Origin of the sequence: Maricaulis sp. (assembly GCF_015665295.1) — a bacterium.
Classification (GTDB): domain Bacteria; phylum Pseudomonadota; class Alphaproteobacteria; order Caulobacterales; family Maricaulaceae; genus Maricaulis.
This window is the reverse complement of sequence record NZ_JADFAJ010000014.1, coordinates 79,526-96,656: the sequence shown is the minus strand read 5'-3', so window position 1 is coordinate 96,656 and position 17,131 is coordinate 79,526. Positions and strand designations below refer to the sequence as shown.

The 17,131-nt window shown below is 66.1% G+C and carries 15 protein-coding genes; all 15 read left to right on the top strand.

All coding sequences use genetic code 11. The features are described 5' to 3' along the window. Nucleotides 1-428: 428 nt before the first annotated feature. The 15 genes from QZZ02_RS07540 to ftsA all read left to right on the top strand — a co-directional run bounded on the left by QZZ02_RS07540 (nt 429) and on the right by ftsA (nt 17,131). Entirely contained in the window at nt 429-887 is a 459-nt protein-coding gene (locus tag QZZ02_RS07540) for a division/cell wall cluster transcriptional repressor MraZ (RefSeq protein WP_291843408.1), read from the top strand. Next, nucleotides 887-1,891 (top strand): 16S rRNA (cytosine(1402)-N(4))-methyltransferase RsmH, encoded by a 1,005-nt coding sequence (gene rsmH, locus QZZ02_RS07535; protein ID WP_291843406.1) that lies wholly within the window; start codon nt 887-889, stop codon nt 1,889-1,891. Before QZZ02_RS07540 ends, rsmH begins: the two co-directional genes overlap by 1 nt. Further along, nucleotides 1,888-2,271: a hypothetical protein gene (locus tag QZZ02_RS07530; RefSeq protein ID WP_291843405.1), complete on the top strand. Its 384-nt coding sequence runs from the start codon at nt 1,888-1,890 to the stop codon at nt 2,269-2,271. Before rsmH ends, QZZ02_RS07530 begins: the two co-directional genes overlap by 4 nt. Further along, nucleotides 2,271-4,028 carry a penicillin-binding protein 2 gene (locus tag QZZ02_RS07525; protein ID WP_291843404.1) on the top strand — a complete coding sequence of 586 codons (1,758 nt, stop codon included), beginning with the start codon at nt 2,271-2,273 and terminating at the stop codon, nt 4,026-4,028. The genes QZZ02_RS07530 and QZZ02_RS07525 overlap by 1 nt, the downstream gene beginning before the upstream one ends. Beyond that, nucleotides 4,025-5,476, top strand: a complete 1,452-nt coding sequence (locus tag QZZ02_RS07520; RefSeq protein WP_291843403.1) for a UDP-N-acetylmuramoyl-L-alanyl-D-glutamate--2,6-diaminopimelate ligase — start codon at nt 4,025-4,027, stop codon at nt 5,474-5,476. Before QZZ02_RS07525 ends, QZZ02_RS07520 begins: the two co-directional genes overlap by 4 nt. Continuing rightward, complete coding sequence (gene murF, locus QZZ02_RS07515; protein ID WP_291843402.1) at nt 5,469-6,893, top strand: UDP-N-acetylmuramoyl-tripeptide--D-alanyl-D-alanine ligase; 1,425 nt, start codon at nt 5,469-5,471, stop codon at nt 6,891-6,893. Before QZZ02_RS07520 ends, murF begins: the two co-directional genes overlap by 8 nt. Nucleotides 6,894-6,900: 7 nt before the next feature. Beyond that, complete coding sequence (gene mraY / locus QZZ02_RS07510; RefSeq protein WP_291843401.1) at nt 6,901-8,004, top strand: phospho-N-acetylmuramoyl-pentapeptide-transferase; 1,104 nt, start codon at nt 6,901-6,903, stop codon at nt 8,002-8,004. 11 nt (nt 8,005-8,015) lie between these two features. Then, nucleotides 8,016-9,440 carry a UDP-N-acetylmuramoyl-L-alanine--D-glutamate ligase gene (gene murD, locus QZZ02_RS07505; protein ID WP_291843400.1) on the top strand — a complete coding sequence of 475 codons (1,425 nt, stop codon included), beginning with the start codon at nt 8,016-8,018 and terminating at the stop codon, nt 9,438-9,440. Continuing rightward, nucleotides 9,437-10,564, top strand: a complete 1,128-nt coding sequence (gene ftsW, locus QZZ02_RS07500) for a putative lipid II flippase FtsW (RefSeq protein ID WP_291843399.1) — start codon at nt 9,437-9,439, stop codon at nt 10,562-10,564. The genes murD and ftsW overlap by 4 nt, the downstream gene beginning before the upstream one ends. Then, nucleotides 10,561-11,667 carry an undecaprenyldiphospho-muramoylpentapeptide beta-N-acetylglucosaminyltransferase gene (gene murG, locus QZZ02_RS07495; RefSeq protein ID WP_291843396.1) on the top strand — a complete coding sequence of 369 codons (1,107 nt, stop codon included), beginning with the start codon at nt 10,561-10,563 and terminating at the stop codon, nt 11,665-11,667. The genes ftsW and murG overlap by 4 nt, the downstream gene beginning before the upstream one ends. After that, a complete protein-coding gene (gene murC, locus QZZ02_RS07490; RefSeq protein ID WP_291843395.1) occupies nt 11,664-13,070 on the top strand; it encodes a UDP-N-acetylmuramate--L-alanine ligase in 1,407 nt (468 codons plus the stop codon). Before murG ends, murC begins: the two co-directional genes overlap by 4 nt. Beyond that, nucleotides 13,067-13,996 (top strand): UDP-N-acetylmuramate dehydrogenase, encoded by a 930-nt coding sequence (murB, locus tag QZZ02_RS07485; RefSeq protein WP_291843393.1) that lies wholly within the window; start codon nt 13,067-13,069, stop codon nt 13,994-13,996. Before murC ends, murB begins: the two co-directional genes overlap by 4 nt. After that, on the top strand, nt 13,993-14,907 hold the full coding sequence (locus tag QZZ02_RS07480) for a D-alanine--D-alanine ligase (protein WP_291843392.1): 915 nt from the start codon (nt 13,993-13,995) through the stop codon (nt 14,905-14,907). The genes murB and QZZ02_RS07480 overlap by 4 nt, the downstream gene beginning before the upstream one ends. A gap of 119 nt (nt 14,908-15,026) precedes the next feature. After that, nucleotides 15,027-15,803, top strand: coding sequence for a cell division protein FtsQ/DivIB (locus QZZ02_RS07475; protein WP_291843391.1), 777 nt, complete (start codon nt 15,027-15,029; stop codon nt 15,801-15,803). Next, entirely contained in the window at nt 15,800-17,131 is a 1,332-nt protein-coding gene (gene ftsA, locus QZZ02_RS07470; RefSeq protein WP_291843390.1) for a cell division protein FtsA, read from the top strand. Before QZZ02_RS07475 ends, ftsA begins: the two co-directional genes overlap by 4 nt.

Here is a 17,131-nt window from a genome sequence, read left to right as displayed (position 1 = left end):
AGGTCTTTCGGAAAAGGCCGTACCCCGGCGCAGTCGCCCATGATTCGCGCAGCTAGCGGGCAGGGCTTCGCTGCGGGCCGCCCAGGCCCCCCGCGGGTGTCATTTCCATTTCGGCATCAATCTCGCCGCCAGTCCGCTGGCAGCTGCCCGTTCACCGGATCCGGTCTTTCGAAGCGACCGCTTTTGCCATTCCGGAAACAATCCCCGGTTTTCGAGAATTTTCCGGGATTCCAAGGATCAGCCGAACCGGCGCCTGTGGATATTAACTTAATGTTCTCTTCCTGTTCTTGTTTTTCTCATATTCGAATACTTCTAGAGGCGCGCTAATCCATGAAAAACGACCCTTTCGTCATTGTTTCCCATCCGATCCCATGTTATCCCATCGTTAACCATGAGGGACGGGTCTCATGGCTCCGGGGGTTTCGAGCGTGTTTCTGTCAACGACGATCAATGGTGTTGATGCCAAGGGGCGGGTTTCCGTTCCCGCCGGCTTCCGCGCGGTCGTCAGGAATGACCCCGAAGAGAAGATTTTTGTCTGGCCGTCCTTCGAGGGTGGTTATCTGGAGGGCGGCGGGCAGGCGCTGCTTGACCGCTATCTGGCGCTCATGGAGGAAATGGATCCCTATGACGACGCCCGCGCGGCCTTCGAGCAGACCATTTTCGGCGACACGCGCGGCCTGGCCTTTGACGGCACGGGCCGTGTCAGCCTTCCCAGGGATCTGATCGACCATGCCGGGCTGGGCGGCAAGGCCGCCTTTGTCGGTCTCGGCGCGCGCTTCGAGATCTGGGATCCGGACCGTCTTGCCGAACGCAAGGCCTCTGCCCGCAATTTCGCGCGCGACAACAAGAAATCCCTCAGGCTCCCGCCCCGGACAGGGGGCGTGTGATGAGCCAGGCTTCGCACATTCCTGTCATGCTCGGTGAGGTTCTGCACGCGCTCGAACCGCGCGACGGGGCCTTGTTCATTGATGGCACTTTCGGCGCCGGCGGCTATTCGCGCGGCATCCTGTCGGCGGCCGCCTGCAAGCTGATCGGCATTGATCGTGACCCGTCGGTCCAGCCGGCCGCGACCCAGCTGGTGCAGGCGTCCGGCGGACGCTTCTCCTTCGCCGAGGCGCCTTTCTCCGCCATGGCCGAGATTCTGGCAGCCCGTGGTATCGACCATGTGGACGGAATTGTTCTGGATATCGGCGTTTCCTCGATGCAGATCGACCAGGCCGAGCGCGGTTTCTCCTTCATGCGCAAGGGGCCGCTCGACATGCGCATGGCGGCCTCCGGCCCGACTGCCGCCGATGCGGTGAACCGGCTCAAGGAGTCAGAGCTCGCCGACATATTTTATGTGTACGGCGAGGAGCGCCGCTCGCGCCGGATCGCAAAATTCATTTGTTCAGCGCGCGCCGAGGCGAAAATCGAGACGACGGATCGGCTCGCCGACATCGTCACGCGCGCAACGGGCGGAAAACATTCCAAGATTCATCCCGCGACCAAAGTCTTCCAGGCGCTGCGCATTTTCGTGAATGACGAGCTGGGCGAATTGGCCCGCGCGCTGGAAGCCGCCGAGCAATTGCTGGCGCCTCTGGGGCGGCTTGTCGTGGTTACCTTCCATTCACTGGAAGACCGCATGGTCAAGACCTTCCTGCGGAGCCGTGCCGGCCTCGCCGGAGGTGGTGGTTCGCGCTACGAGCCGGCGGTTGAGGCCGGTCCCGCGCCGAGCTTCTCCCTGCTGACCCGTCGTGCCGTGGCGGCCAGCGATGCGGAGGCCGCGGACAATCCGCGTGCCCGTTCCGCCAAGCTGCGAGCCGCCATTCGCACCGAAGCGCCTGCCTGGTCAGACAGTCCGGAGCTTCACACGAGTATTGTCTCGCTCGCCCGTCTGGAGGCCGCGCTATGATCCGCACGCTCAATGCGATTGCGTTCGTCGTTGCCGCAGCCCTCGCTGTCGCGCTCTACATCGCCAAGGCCGAGGCCAAGAGTTCGCAGGAGCGGCTCGAGGATATCCAGGCCCAGCTCGCCGAGGAACGTCGTCAGATCAATGTGCTCAATGTCGAGATTGCCCATCTGGAAGACCCGGAGCGCCTGCGCGCCCTGGCCCGGCGCTATCTCGGTTTCGAGCCGCTGGATCCGTCCCGGGAGGTCGAGTTGAGCGATCTGCCGCTGCTCGCCGATGCCCGGCCCGAGGAGACCGGCATGCGCCGTGACCAGACCCTTGCGCGCCAGGCGGAAGGTGCCATGGCGATGGCCGAGCCGACACAGGTGGGAGGTCCGGACTGATGCGTCTGTGGCCGTTCCGCAAGCCGGTATCGGCCGAGGCGCGCACCCTGGGCCCGCCGCCGCTGGCAGAAGCTGCGCCGGCCGACATGCAGCGCCTGCTCCGCATCGAAAGTGACGAGACCCGGGCGATGGAATCCTCGCGTGGTCGGCTTCGCGTGATGGGGCTGTCGATGGCGCTGGGCTTTGCCATCCTCGCCGGCCGCGCGGTCGAGATCGCCGTCGCCGGGCCTGCCCATGCGGCCTCGCCGATTCGCCAGGCTGCGGTCGACAATTCGCGCGGTGACCTGTTCGACCGGACCGGTCAGGTGCTCGCCACCACGCTGGAAACCCACTCCCTCTACGCCGATCCGGCCCTGGTCTGGGATGCCCGGGAGACAGCGCAAATGCTCGCGACCGTGCTGCCCGATATCGATATCGGGGCGCTCACCGAGCAGCTGGATTCACGTCGCCGCTTTGTCTGGGTTCGACGCAATCTCACGCCGCGCCAGCGCCAGGCCGTGTTTGCGCTCGGCCTGCCGGGACTGGAATTTCGGACCGAGCCGCATCGCGTCTATCCGCGTGGCCGTCTCGCCTCCCACGTCGTCGGCTACACCAATCGCGACATGGACGGGCTGGCCGGCGCCGAGCGCGCCTTCGACAGCGCGCTGATGTCCGGCGATGGCCGGCCGGTCGCCCTGTCGATCGACATGGCGGTGCAATTCCATGTCGATGAGGTCCTGCGGGCGACGATGGCGGAATACCGCGCGCTGGCGGCAACCGGTATCGTCATGAATGTGCGCACCGGTGAAATCCTCGGCATGGTGTCGCTGCCGGATTTCGACCCCAACCGTCCCGCCGATGCCAGCCCTGGCGAACGCCTCAACCGGGCCGCCCAGTCGGTCTACGAGATGGGATCCACCTTCAAGGCTTTTACGGTCGCGGTGGCGCTGGAAGAAGGTACGGCCACGCTTGAAAGCCGGTATGATGCGCGGGCGCCATTGGCCGTGGGTGGCTACAGTATCTCGGACTATCACGGCGAAGAGCGCTGGCTGACCGTGCCGGAGATCTTTACTCATTCCTCCAATATTGGCTCCGGCCACATGGCGCTGGAAGTCGGTGCCGAGTCCCAGCGCGGCTTCCTTGGTGATCTGCGCCTGCTCGAGCGCGCGCCGATCGAGCTGGCCGAGAGCGCAGATCCGCTGCTGCCACGGCAATGGGGGCCGACCGAGACGGTGACCATCTCCTACGGCCACGGCATCGCCGTCAGTCCGATCGCGACCATTGCCGCCTTTGCGGCGATCGCCAATGACGGCATCTATGTGCCGCCGACCCTGCTGCCCGTCGCTGCCGACGAGACCATTCTCGGCGAGCGCGTCATGCGCTCCGATGTGGCGCGCGACGTGCTTGCCCTGATGCGCGAAAATGTGGTGGGCGGGACCGGTGGTAATGCCGAGGCGGTGGGTTATCTTGTCGCCGGCAAGACCGGAACCGCCGACAAGCCCTCGCGCGGCGGCTATGATACCAGTCGGCTCATCTCCTCATTTTCGGCGATTTTCCCGGCCAATGATCCGCAATACGCAATCCTCGTGCTGCTCGATGAACCGCAAATGCCTGAACCGACCTATCTGCGCCCCACCGGCGGGCGGGTTGCCGCGCCCGCGGTGGGCGAGATCGTGGCGCGGATCGCGCCCATTCTCGGTGTCGAACGGTCGAATGAAGATCCGGTCGGTCGCGCCGCCCTTGTTCGTGCTGCCCTGATGCCGGAGATGATCCCGTGACCCTGAACGAGCTCTTGCGCGATGAAGGCCTGGCAATTGATCGCGCCGACTTCACCGTGCGCGGATTGACGCTGGACAGTCGCAAGGTCGGGCCGGGTTTCGTTTTTGCCGCCCTGCCGGGTGTGAAGGTGCATGGCCGCGATTTCATCCCCAAGGCGCTCGCCGCCGGGGCGTCGGCCATCGTGACCGACGCGCCGGTCGAGGCGCCGGTGCCGGTCATCCTGGTTGACGAGCCGGCGGCCCTCCTGGCCCGCATGGCTGCGCGCTTCTATCCGCGTCAGCCCGCGCATGTTGTCGCCATCACCGGCACCAATGGCAAGAGCTCGACGGTGGAATTCCTGCGCCAGATCTGGGCCGGGGCCGGTCTCGAAGCCGCTTGCCTCGGAACGCTGGGCGTGACGCGCGGCAATTCCATCGAAGTGACGGGTTACACCACGCCCGATGCCGTCGCGCTGCAGGCGGCGCTCGACCGGCTGGCCGGTGAGGGTGTCACCCATCTCGGCATGGAAGCGTCCAGCCATGGCCTCAAGCAACATCGCATGGACGGGGTCCGGCTGAAGGTCGGCGCCTTCACCAATCTGACCCAGGACCATCTCGATTATCACCCCGATTTCGCTGATTACTACGCATCCAAACTAAAACTGTTCACCGAGCGATTGCCGGTCGATGGCCGCGCCGTGATCAATGTCGATAGCGAGTGGGGTGGCAAGATGGCCGAGGCGGCGAGGGCGCGCGGGCTTGAGGTCCTGACCATTGGCTGGCGCGGGTCCGACCTCGCCATCCGCGAGATCACGCCGCGCCCGGCCAGCCAGAGCGTCGTCTTTGCCTGGAGAGGCCGGGAGCACGCGCTTGACATTCCGCTGGTCGGCGAATTCCAGATCCTCAATGCCCTCGGTGCCGCCGCGATCGCGCTCGCTGACGGTGTCGATGAAGCCAGCGTGCTGGCCACGCTGCGGACACTGACCGGCGTACCGGGTCGGCTGGAGAAGGTTGGCGAGACGGCCGAGGCGGCCCCGGTCCTGGTGGATTATGCCCATACGCCTGACGGGCTCGACAAGCTGCTCAGAGCGGCCCGCCCGCACACCCGCGGCCGGGTCATCGTGATCTTCGGCTGTGGCGGCGACCGCGACGCCACCAAGCGCTCGAAAATGGGCGTGATCGCGGCCAACCAGGCCGATCATGTCATCGTCACCGACGACAATCCGCGCTCGGAAGACCCGGCCGCGATCCGCGCCGCTGTTCTCAAGGGGTGTCCCGGCGCCGAGGAGATTGCCGACCGGGCCACAGCGATCCGCAAGGGCGTCGCCATGTTGCGCGCCGGTGACTGCCTGCTGATTGCCGGCAAGGGGCACGAAACCGGCCAGACCGTGGGCGATGTCGTGCATCCGTTTGACGACCGGGAACAGGGCCGGCTGGCCCTTGCCGGCAGGGAGGCCGCCGGTGTCTGAAACCCACAAGTCACAGCTCTGGACCTCGGGCCAGGCCATGGCGGCGACCGGCGGCATGCTGATCGGGGAGCCCGGCTGGACCGCGACCGGCATCTCGATCGACACCCGCAGCCTGGAAGCGGGAGATCTTTTCGTGGCCCTCAGGGATGTCCGCGACGGTCATGACTTTGTGAAGACCGCCATGGAAAAGGGCGCGGCGGCCTGTCTGGTCGAGCGCGGAAACACCGGCGTCGAGCCTGCGCTGCTGGTCAAGGACGCGCTTGAGGCGCTGCGCACCCTGGGGACCGCCGCGCGGGATCGCAGCGCTGCCATTCGCGTCGCGGTGACGGGCAGTGTCGGCAAGACCAGTGTGAAGGAGGCCATCGCAGCGGTGTTCCGCGCTGCCGGTCCGGCCCATTGGAGCGTCAAATCCTACAATAATCACTGGGGCGTGCCCCTGACCCTGGCCCGCATGCCGCGCGAGACGACGCGTGCCGTATTCGAGCTCGGCATGAACCATGCCGGCGAAATCCGCGACCTGTCCTCCCTCGTGCGCCCGCACGTCGCGCTGATCACGCGCATCGCGCCGGCCCATCTGGAACATCTCGGCACGATCGAGGCCATTGCCGACGCCAAGTCGGAAATCTTCGAAGGGCTTGAGCAGGACGGCGTTGCCATCTACCCGTCCAATGACGCCCATGCCGAACGACTGGCCCGTCACGCCAGGCATTCCTGCGCCGCCTTCATGCTCGATTTCGGAACGGCCGCGACGGCTGCGGTCCGGATCGAGGCGTTTGAAACCGGGCTCGACGGCTCGCGCGGCGTTGCCAATGTCCTGGGCGTGCGCGCACCTTTTCGCCTCGCGGCAACCGGTGCCCACTGGGCCTGGAATGCCGGCGCGATCTTCGCCGCCTGCGCCGGAGCGGGTCTCGATGCCCGCGATGTCGCCGAAGCCCTGTGCGGGGTCGGCGCCGAGCCTGGCCGTGGACGCGCCGTGCGGATCGCCTTGCCGGGCGGTGGCGATTTCACGCTGCTGGACGATGCCTACAACGCCAACCCGGTCTCGATGGCGGCAGCCATTGAAGCCCTCGGCTCCGCCTCGCCGCAAGGCAGCGGTCGCCGGATCGCGGTGCTGGGCGACATGCTCGAACTCGGCCCGGATGAAAACCGCCTGCACGCTGCGCTGGCTGACAATCTCGCCGCTGCAGCTGTGGACGCGGTCCTGCCCTGCGGTCGTCGCATGAAGCATCTGCATGATGCCTTGCCGAACAATGTTCGCGCGGGCTATGCGGAAGACGCGGCCGGGGGGCTGGATCAGGTCAAGTCGCTGGTAGGTCCGGGGGATGTGGTGCTCATCAAGGGCTCCAATGCTTCCGGGCTCCACAGGATTGCCTCGGTTCTTGTCGATGGTACCGCATTCGGATTGACGGAGGCCTGATCCGCCCATGCTCTATTTGCTGTTTGCGCCGCTGGCTGACGACCTGCAGCTGGCGAACCTGTTCCGCTACATCACCTTCCGCACCGGCGGGGCCTTGATGACGGCGATGCTGATCGCGTTCATTTTCGGCAAGCCGATGATCGGCTGGTTGCGCCGCAAGCAGGGCAAGGGTCAACCGATCCGCGCCGAGGGCATCGAGCGTCACGTGGTTGAAAAGGCCGGCACGCCGACCATGGGCGGCTTCCTCATCCTGCTCGGCGTCATGGTTGGCACATTGTTGTGGGCTGACCTGTCCAATTCCTACGTCTGGATCGTCATCTTCGTGACCGCCGGTTTCGGCGTGATCGGTTTCATCGACGACTATCTCAAGGTGACCAAGCAGACCACGGCGGGGTTCGGCGGCCGGTTCAAGCTGGTCGGCGAGTTTGCCATCGCCCTGGTGGCGGTGGTCTGGGCGACCCATACCGCCCGCGCCCTTGGTGTCGAGCCGGGCATCGAGACCTCGATCGCCTTTCCCTTCTTCAAGGACCTGATGATCAATATCGGGCCGCTCTTCTTCGTCTTCGGCTGTATCGTGATTGTCGGGTCGGGCAATGCGGTGAACATGACTGACGGGCTGGACGGTCTGGCCATCGTGCCGGTGATGATTGCGGCCGGGACGTTCGGCGTCATCGCCTATGTCGTCGGACGGGTCGATTTTGCCGAATACCTGCAGGTCCACTACACCGCCGGGGCGGGCGAGATCCTGATCTTCTGCGGTGCCCTGATCGGCGCCGGGATCGGCTTTTTGTGGTGGAATGCGCCGCCGGCCATGGTCTTCATGGGCGATACGGGCTCGCTCTCCCTGGGCGGCGCGCTGGGCACGATCGCGGTGGCCATCAAACATGAGCTGGTGCTGGCGATCGTGGGTGGCCTGTTCGTCCTCGAACTGGTTTCGGTCATGGTCCAGGTCGCGAGTTTCAAACTGTTCGGCAAGCGGGTCTTCCGCATGGCACCGATCCACCATCATTTCGAAAAGAAGGGATGGGCCGAGCCGACCATCGTCATCCGCTTCTGGATTATTGCGGTCATTCTCGCATTAATCGGACTCGCGACGCTGAAATTGAGGTAGGGTAGGCCTTCATGATCCCGATCCATGCATATGAAGGCCGCCGTGTGGCTGTGTTCGGATTGGGGCGCACAGGCATAGCCACGGCAAAGGCCCTCGAGGCAGGCGGCGCAACGGTATCGTGCTGGGACGACGCCGAGCCTTCGCGCGTGCGTGCCGAGGCCGAGGGCCTGACCCTGGACGATCTCAACCGGCGCGACTGGGGCGATATCGCTGCCCTCATCCTGTCGCCCGGCATCCCGCTGACCCATCCCAAACCCCATCATGTGGTCGAGCTGGCCCGGGCGGTTGATGCGCCGGTGATCGGCGATATCGAGCTGTTCGCGATGGCGATTGCGGATTTGCCGGAAAAGCGCCGTCCCAAGGTGATCGGCATCACCGGTACCAATGGCAAGTCGACGACGACGGCGCTGATCGGCCATGTCCTGCGCGCGACCGGGCGCAATGTGGTGGTGGGCGGCAATATCGGCGACGCCATCCTGGCCCAGGCGCCGCCGCGTCCGGGCAGTTTCTACGTGCTCGAACTGTCTTCCTACCAGATCGACCTGACCCGGAGCCTCGCCTGCGATGTCGCGGTCCTGCTCAACATCTCGCCGGACCATATCGACCGGCATGGCGATTTCGAAGGCTATTTCCGGGCCAAGCAGCGCCTGTTCGAAATGCAGGAGCCGGGCGGTATCGCGGTGATCGGAATCGATGACAATGAGACCTCGGCCTTCTACTCATCCTTGCGCAAGCTGCGCCGCGAGGAGGAGGTCATCCCGATCTCGGCCGGGCGGGTATTTGCGCGCGGTGTCTATGCCCTGGGAGACCGGGTCTATGATGCGCTCGATTGCGCCTCGCACCCGGTCGTCGATCTCGCCCGGTCGCCAGGCCTGCCGGGTCGTCACAATGCCCAGAACGCGGCCGCCGCTCTGGCGGTCGTGCGCGCACTCGGCGTGGCCGGTCGTGCTGCGGCCGATGCGATAGCCAGCTTCCCCGGCCTCGCCCACCGCCAGGAGCGGATCGCGACGGTCAATGGCATCACCTATATCAATGACTCCAAGGCCACCAATGCCGAAGCCGCCGTCCAGGCGCTGGGCTGTTATGACCGGATTCGCTGGATTGTCGGCGGTCGGGCCAAGGAGGGCGGGCTGGCCGCCGCGCGCAGCCAGTTCCACCGCGTCGAGAAAGCCTATCTGATCGGCGAGGCGGCCGAGCGTTTCGCAGGCGAACTGGATGGCAGTGTCGTGTGCGAAAGCTGCGGCGACCTGGCAGGCGCCCTGGCAGCCGCGACCCGCGATGCCAGCGCCGATCCGGTGCCGGGCCAGATCATCCTGCTCTCGCCGGCGGCGGCGTCCTTCGACCAGTTTGCCAGCTATGAGGCGCGCGGCGATGCGTTCCGCCAGCTCGTTGGCGCGCTCGCTCCGGCCGCACCTGTCGCGGAGGGTGTCGCGTGATCCAGAGCGTCCCGCGGGCGCTGGGCATGTGGTGGCGGGGTATCGACCGCACACTGCTCTTCGTCATCCTCGCCCTTATCGTGACCGGCCTTGTGCTGTCGATGGCTGCGAGCCCTGCGGCCTCCGAGCGCCTGGGCATTGATGATCCCTTCTATTTTCTCTACCGCCAGAGCGTGTTTGCCGGGCTGAGCCTGATCGGCCTGCTGGCCATTTCGAGCCTGTCGCCGAAGGGGGCCCGACGGCTGGCCGTGGTCGCCATGGCGGGGGCTTTCCTCCTCATGATCGCGACGCTGTTCATTGGCTATGAGGTCAAGGGCGCAACGCGCTGGTTGCGCTTCGGGCCGTTCTCGCTGCAGCCGTCCGAATTCCTCAAACCGGCCCTGCTGGTCACGGCCGCCTGGCTGTTCTCGGAAGAAAAGCGCGGCGCGCCGGTGCCGGGGCGCATTATTGCCTTCGCGCTGTTTGCGGTCGCGATCGGCCTGTTGATGATGCAGCCGGACTTTGGCCAGTCGGTGCTGCTCACCCTGTGTTTCGGCGGTATCTTCTTTGCTTCCGGCCTGTCGTGGATCTGGGTCGCGGTTCTGGGCGGACTGGCCGCGTCCGGTTCGACCCTGGCCTATTTCACCTTCCCGCACATTGCCTCGCGGGTGGACCGTTTCCTCAACCCCGAGAGCGGCGATACCTATCAGATCGACCGCGCCACCGAAGCCATCTCGCGCGGCGGTATCGCCGGCGTCGGTCCGGGTGAGGGCGAGGTCAAGCATCTCCTGCCGGATGCGCATACGGATTTCATCTTCTCCGTCGCGGCCGAGGAGTTCGGCCTCATGGCCTCGCTCGCGATCATCGGCCTGTTCGCGATCCTGGTGACACGGGCCTGGATGCAGGTGATGCGGCTGCAGGACGGATTCGCCCAGCTGGCCGTTGCTGGACTTGCGCTGCAATTCGGACTGCAAAGCCTGGTCAATATCGCCGTAAACTTGAACCTCATTCCGCCCAAGGGCATGACCTTGCCCTTCGTGTCCTATGGAGGGTCTTCCATGCTCGCCCTGGCTTTCGGTGCCGGCCTCCTTCTGGCTTTCACGCGCCGCCGCCCCGGCGCCTACACGCCGCGCTACGCCGCATGACACCGCGTCGCTGCCTGATTGCCGCCGGGGGAACCGGCGGGCACATGTTTCCTGCGCGCGCCGCCGCAGAGGCGCTGATCGCGCGCGGCTGGCAGGTCCGGCTGGTCACCGATGCGCGCGGCCTGCGTCACGCGACCGGCTTTCCGGCCGTCGCGGTGGACGAGATCCATGCCGCCAGCCCGTCGACCAGGAACCCGATCAAGCTCGCGAAAGCAGCGATCGAGCTGACCCAGGGCTTTGCCCAGGCCCGCGCCATTATCGGCAGGTGGAAGCCCGATGTCGTGGCCGGTTTTGGCGGCTATCCGGCCTTTCCGGCGCTCGCCGTGGCGCGTGCCTCGGGCATTCCCTTTGCCATCCATGAGCAGAACGCCGTGCTGGGCCGGGTCAATCGCGTCTTTGCGGCCAAGGCCGGTTTTGTCGCCTCCGGTTTCGAGCGGCTTGACCGTCTGCCTGCCCGGGCGAAAAAACGCCATATCCTGACCGGCAATCCGCTGCGTGCACCGATCATTGCCGCCCGCGCGGCCGGCTATCCGGCGATCAGCGCGGAGGCGCGCTTCAACATTCTCGTGCTCGGCGGCTCGCTCGGTGCCCGCATTCTCTCCGAGACCGTGCCGCAGGCGCTGGCTCAAATCCCGGAAAAGCTCCGTTCCCGCCTTGATGTGGTCCAACAGACCCGCGAGGAATCCCTCCCCATGGCACGCGAGATCTACGAGAACGCCGGCATCAAGGCCCGCTGCGAACCCTTCTTCGAGGATGTCGGCGCGCTCTATGCGGCCAGCCACCTGGTGATCGGCCGGGCCGGGGCCTCGACGGTGTCGGAAGTCGCCGGTGTCGGTCGCCCGGCGATTTTCTGCCCGCTGGCGATTGCCGCCGATGACCACCAGTCGGCCAATGTTGATGGTCTCGTCCAGGCGGTCGCCTGTGACGTGGTCCATGAGGGCGAGTTTACCGCCGACAGGATCGCCGCCCTGATTGAAACCCGTTTGTCCAACCCTGACGACCTTGCCGGTCGCGCCGCCTCGGCGCGCGCGCTGGGCCGACCGGATGCCGCCGATGCGCTGGCCCGGGCGGTCGACGGCCTGGTCACCGGAGCCCTCGTATGAAATTCACCGCCCTGCCGTTTGAAGTCGGTCCTGTCCATTTCGTCGGTATCGGCGGGATCGGCATGTCCGGCATCGCCGAAGTCATGCTCAATCTGGGCTACAAGGTGCAGGGTTCCGACATCAAGGCGAATCCCAATGTCGAGCGTCTGACCGGTCTGGGCGCCACGATCGCCATCGGTCACACGGCAGAGAATGTCGCGGGCGCCGGCGCCATTGTCGTCTCCTCGGCGATCAAGCCGGACAATCCCGAACTGGTCGCCGCCCGCGCCGCCAAGATCCCGGTCGTGCGCCGGGCCGAGATGCTGGCCGAGCTGATGCGCCTGAAATTCGCGGTTGCGGTGGGCGGCACCCATGGCAAGACCACGACGACCTCGCTGGTCTCTGTGCTGATGGATGCGGCCGGGGTCGATCCGACGGTGATCAATGGCGGTATCATTTCCGCCTATGGCTCGAACGCCAAGATGGGTCTGGGCGACTGGATGGCGGTCGAGGCGGATGAGAGCGACGGCTCCTTCCTCAAGCTGCGCTCGACGGTGGCCATTGTCACCAATATCGACCCGGAACACATGGAGCACTACGGCACGTTCGATGTGCTGCGCCAGGCCTTCTTCCAGTTTGTCGAGAACCTGCCCTTCTACGGGTTTGCGGTGTTGTGCACGGACCATCCGGAGGTCCAGTCCCTGGCCAGCCGGGTCGAGGACCGCCGTGTCATCACCTATGGCAAGAATCCGCAGGCCGATGCCCGGCTGGAAAACCTTCGCATGGATCCGTCCGGCGCCCGCTTCGACGTCCGCTTCCGCCTGCGCGGCCAGGACGAGACGCTGTGGCGCGATATCTATCTGCCGATGATGGGCGAACACAATGTGCTCAACACGGTCGCCGCGCTGGCCACCGCGCGCGAGCTCGGCCTGACCGAAGAGGGGGCGAAGGCAGCGCTTGCCCAGTTCGGCGGGGTCAAGCGTCGCTTCACCCGTACCGGCGCGTGGAAGGGCGCGGCCATCATCGATGATTACGGCCACCACCCGGTCGAGATCGCGGCCGTCCTCAAGGCCGCCCGCCAGGCCGCGACCGGCAAGGTGATCGCGGTCATGCAGCCGCACCGCTATACCCGCCTGCACGATCTGTTCGACGAGTTCTCGACCTGTTTCAACGATGCCGACAGCGTGCTGGTTGCCCCGGTCTATACCGCCGGGGAAAGCCCGATCGAGGGCGCCGACCAGGCTCACCTGGTCGAAAGCCTGCGCGCCCATGGCCACCGCGATGCCGGGGCCACCACGCGCGAGAGCGTGGCCGCCGACGTCGCCAAGCGGGCCGGCGAGGGCGATGTCGTGGTCTGCCTCGGCGCCGGCGACATCACCCAATGGGCCTACGCCCTGCCGGGCGAGCTGGAGGCGCTGGGTTGAGCCTTCTCGCCCAGCTCCCGCCCGTTCGCGGCAAATATGTCGAGCAGGCGCCGCTCAAGGACCTGACCTGGTTGCGGGTCGGTGGCCCGGCGGACGTGCTTTACCTGCCGGCTGACGAGTCCGACCTGTGCCGCTTCCTGGCTGAAACGCCGGACGAGATACCGGTGACCGTGCTGGGTGCCGGGTCGAACACGCTGGTGCGTGATGGCGGGGTGGCGGGCGTGGTGATCCGTCTCGCCGGCGCCTTCGCGAAAACCGAGGCGCTGGACGGGCATCGCCTGCGCGCGGGCGCCGGAGCGCTGGACAAGATGGTGGCCAAGGCCGCGGCCAAGGCCGGGATTGCCGGGCTGGAGTATCTCGTCGGTGTGCCGGGCACGATCGGCGGCGCCTTGCGCATGAATGCCGGCTGCTATGACCAGGAAACAGCCGACGTGCTGGTCGAGGTCATCGCGCTGGATCGCATGGGGCGTCGGATCATCGCCACGCCGGACGAGCTGGCCTACAGCTATCGCCATTGCTCGGCGCCGGAGGACTGGATCTTCACCGAGGCGGTCTTCCAGGGCCATGCCGATGCGCCCGAGGCGATCACCGAACGCATGAACGCGATCACCGCGCGGCGCGAAAGCACGCAGCCGATCCGCGAGAAGACCTCCGGCTCGACCTTCGCCAACCCCGATCCGCCCGGCACGCCGGGCCAGCGCAAGTCCTGGCAGCTGATCGACAGTGTCGGTGGTCGCGGCTATCGCGTCGGCGGGGCGCATTTTTCCGAGCAGCACTGCAATTTCCTGATCAATGACGGCACGGCCAGCGCGGCCGACCTCGAACAGGTTGGCGAAGACGTGCGGGCCCGGGTTCGCGAACACCACACGATCGACCTGCGCTGGGAAGTCCGGCGCATTGGTCGGGCAGGGCAGGAGCAAGCATGAGCAAGCGTGTTGCGGTTCTTCTCGGTGGCCTGTCGCCGGAACGGGATGTTTCCCTGGTTTCCGGCGCGGCCTGTGCCAAAGGCCTTCGCGCGGCCGGCTACGAGGTTGTCGAGATCGATGCCGGTCGCCAGCTCTCGCAGCAACTCGCCGATGCCGATCCGGACATTGTCTTCAATGCACTGCATGGCGAATGGGGCGAGGACGGTCTGGTCCAGGGCGTGCTCGAGCATTTCGGCAGGCCCTACACCCATTCCGGCGTGCTCGCCTCGGCGCTCGCCATGGACAAGCAGAAGGCCAAGGACGTGCTGCGCGCGGCCGGCATACCGTGCCCGGAAGGCGTGATTGCCAACCGGTTCGAGGCTGCCAAATCCCACATCATGAAACCGCCCTATGTCGCCAAGCCGAATGCACAGGGCTCGTCGGTCGGCGTGCATATCGTGCTGGAAGGCGCCAACCGGCCGCCGGCCGAGCTGGGGTCGACGGCCTGGGCGCTGGGCGACGAGATCCTGATCGAACGCTATATTCCCGGTCGCGAGCTGACCGTTGCCGTCATGGAAGACCGGGCGCTGTGCGTCACCGAAATCAAGCCGAACACGACCTTCTACGATTACGAGGCGAAATACTCTGCCGGCGGATCGGATCATATTTTACCAGCTCCGGTTTCCGACGAAATCGCCGAACTGGCCAAGGATCTGGCCGTCAGGGCCCATCAGGCCTTGGGATGCCGTGGCCTGACGCGGTCGGATTTCCGTTATGATTCGGCTGCCGATACACCACTATGGTTACTCGAAATTAACACCCAACCGGGCATGACTCCCACATCACTAGCGCCAGAACAGGCGCAGTATTGCGGGATCGCGTTTTCCGATCTCGTTGCATGGATGGCGGAGAATGCGTCGTGTCGAAGGTGAGGCGTGCCGGATCGCGTAAGGCGGTCCGTCGCAAGACCAAACCCCAGTCCGCCGCGGTGTCCGCACCGCGGCGTTTGCGTAACTGGGCCGAGGCCCAGGTCCGGGGTGTCAGGTACCGTATGGCGAATGCAGCCCGTTTCGGCGGGCTGGCGGTGGCTGCCCTGTCGGCGGTCACGCTGGGCGGGCTTGCGCTTTTTGGACAGCTCGATGATGTCGCCGGCTGGGCCGGCGACCGGGTCGAGCGCCAGCTCGCTGCATCCGGCTTTGCCGTCCGGGCGGTTGATGTGACCGGTGCGGCCGGCGAAATGGCGCACGCCATTGTGCTGGCCTCGGAAATCCATGACGGCCAGTCGATCTTTTCCATTGATCCCGAAGACATCCGGACCCGTATCGAAGCCATGCCGATGATCCGGCGGGCCCGTGTGGCGCGGCTGCTGCCAAACCGGATCGCCATCGTGGTGGAAACCCGTGAGGCCTTTGCCCTGTGGCAGGTCGAGGGCGGGCTGCACGTCATCGATCGCGCGGGCGTCGTGATCGCCGATGCCGATGTGATGAATCCACCGGACCTTCCTTTGGTCGTGGCCGAGGGTGCCAACAGCTCGGCGACGGAGATCGTCGACGCGTTGAGCCACTATCCCGAGGTTGCCGGCCGTGTTGTCGGGGCCGTTCGGGTCGGCGAGCGGCGCTGGAATCTGCGCCTCGACAGCGGTGCCGATGTGAAATTGCCGGAGAGCGATGTGATGGCCTCGATCGCCATCCTGGCCCGCCTCCAGGCCGAGCGGGGTGTATTGCGCCTGGCTGCCGAGAGTTTTGACCTACGCGGCGAGGGCGATCTGATCGTCCGGGCCCTGCCTGACCGGGCAGCGGCGGCCGGTATGCGGGAGCGTGAAGCGTGAGTGTGTTCGATCTGTTCCGGTCGCGTCAGCCCAGTGCTGTCAGCGGTTCAAAATCCCAGGGCGTGTGTGCCGCGCTCGACGTCGGCTCGTCCAAGATCGCCTGCTTCATTGCCCGTACCGACCAGACCATCGCCGGGCCGCGCCCGCGCGTGATCGGTGTCGGCCACCAGTCCTCGCGCGGCGTTCGCGCCGGCGCCGTGGTTGACATGGATGCTGCCGCCGAAGCGATCCGGTCCGCCGTTGAACAGGCCGAGCGCATGGCCGGTATTGCCGTCAATGCCGTCACCGTGACGCTGTCTGCCGGTCAGCCGGCCTCGACGCGCCTGGCCGCCGAGATCGATCTGCCGCAGCGCGAGATCACCGAGCGCGAACCGCGTCGCCTGCTCGATGGCGCGCTGGCCGAATTCGAACTGGAGGACCGCGTGGTCCTGCACGCCATTCCGCTGTCCTGGTCGGTCGATGATCATCGCGGCATAAAGGATCCGCGCGGCATGTTCGGCAAGACGCTGGGCGTGGAAGTGCATGTAATCACGGCCGCCATCGGCCCGCTGCGCAATCTGTCGACCTGTATCGAGCGCTGCCATCTCGACCTCAAAGGTGTTGTTGCGACGCCTTATGCCTCCGGCCTGTCGGCCCTGGCTGACGACGAGGTCAAGCTCGGCGCAACCCTGATCGACATGGGTGCCGGCGCCACCACGGCGGCCGTCTTCGCCGAAGGCGCGCTCTTGCATATCGACGCGGTGCCCGTCGGCGGTTCCCATGTGACCTCGGATGTCGCGCGCGGCCTGTCGACGCCGCTGGCCGCCGCCGAACGCCTGAAGACGCTGTACGGCTCGGCGCTGGACAGTCCGGAAGATGATCAGCAGATGATCGAGGTCCCCTCGGTTTCCGGCGAACATGGTGCGATTTATGACAGCGCGCCGCGCTCGCTGCTCAATTCCATCATCCGGCCGCGCCTGGAAGAAACCTTCGAACTGATCCGCGACCGCCTGGATGCGGCCGGCGTCGGCAAGACGTCCGGGCGCCGCTTGGTCCTGACCGGTGGCGGGGCACAATTGCCCGGCGCTGCCGAGCTGGCGGCGCGTGTGTTCGGCAAGCAGGTCCGTATCGCCGGGCCCTGCGGTGTCAGCGGGCTGGGTGATGCGGTCTCCGGACCGGCCTTCAGCGCGGTGGCCGGCGTGGTGCGCCGCGAGACCCGGGGGGCTGCGGAAGCGATCGCCGGGCCGCCGCGCCTGAGCGGGCTGCCGCTGGTGCCGCGCCGGACCCGTATCGAGGCAGGCGGCGGTCGTGCGTCGTCGATGTGGCGCTGGTTCGCAGAGAGCTTCTGA

Excerpts from the sequence above, each read along its gene's own strand:
- murC (WP_291843395.1), top strand. The coding sequence starts at position 11,664 with ATGAAATTCACCGCCCTGCCGTTTGAAGTCGGTCCTGTCCATTTCGTC.
- rsmH (WP_291843406.1), top strand. The coding sequence starts at position 887 with ATGAGCCAGGCTTCGCACATTCCTGTCATGCTCGGTGAGGTTCTGCAC.
- QZZ02_RS07475 (WP_291843391.1), top strand. The coding sequence starts at position 15,027 with ATGGCGAATGCAGCCCGTTTCGGCGGGCTGGCGGTGGCTGCCCTGTCG.
- murD (WP_291843400.1), top strand. The coding sequence starts at position 8,016 with ATGATCCCGATCCATGCATATGAAGGCCGCCGTGTGGCTGTGTTCGGA.
- murG (WP_291843396.1), top strand. The coding sequence starts at position 10,561 with ATGACACCGCGTCGCTGCCTGATTGCCGCCGGGGGAACCGGCGGGCAC.
- QZZ02_RS07525 (WP_291843404.1), top strand. The coding sequence starts at position 2,271 with ATGCGTCTGTGGCCGTTCCGCAAGCCGGTATCGGCCGAGGCGCGCACC.
- QZZ02_RS07530 (WP_291843405.1), top strand. The coding sequence starts at position 1,888 with ATGATCCGCACGCTCAATGCGATTGCGTTCGTCGTTGCCGCAGCCCTC.
- QZZ02_RS07480 (WP_291843392.1), top strand. The coding sequence starts at position 13,993 with ATGAGCAAGCGTGTTGCGGTTCTTCTCGGTGGCCTGTCGCCGGAACGG.
- mraY (WP_291843401.1), top strand. The coding sequence starts at position 6,901 with ATGCTCTATTTGCTGTTTGCGCCGCTGGCTGACGACCTGCAGCTGGCG.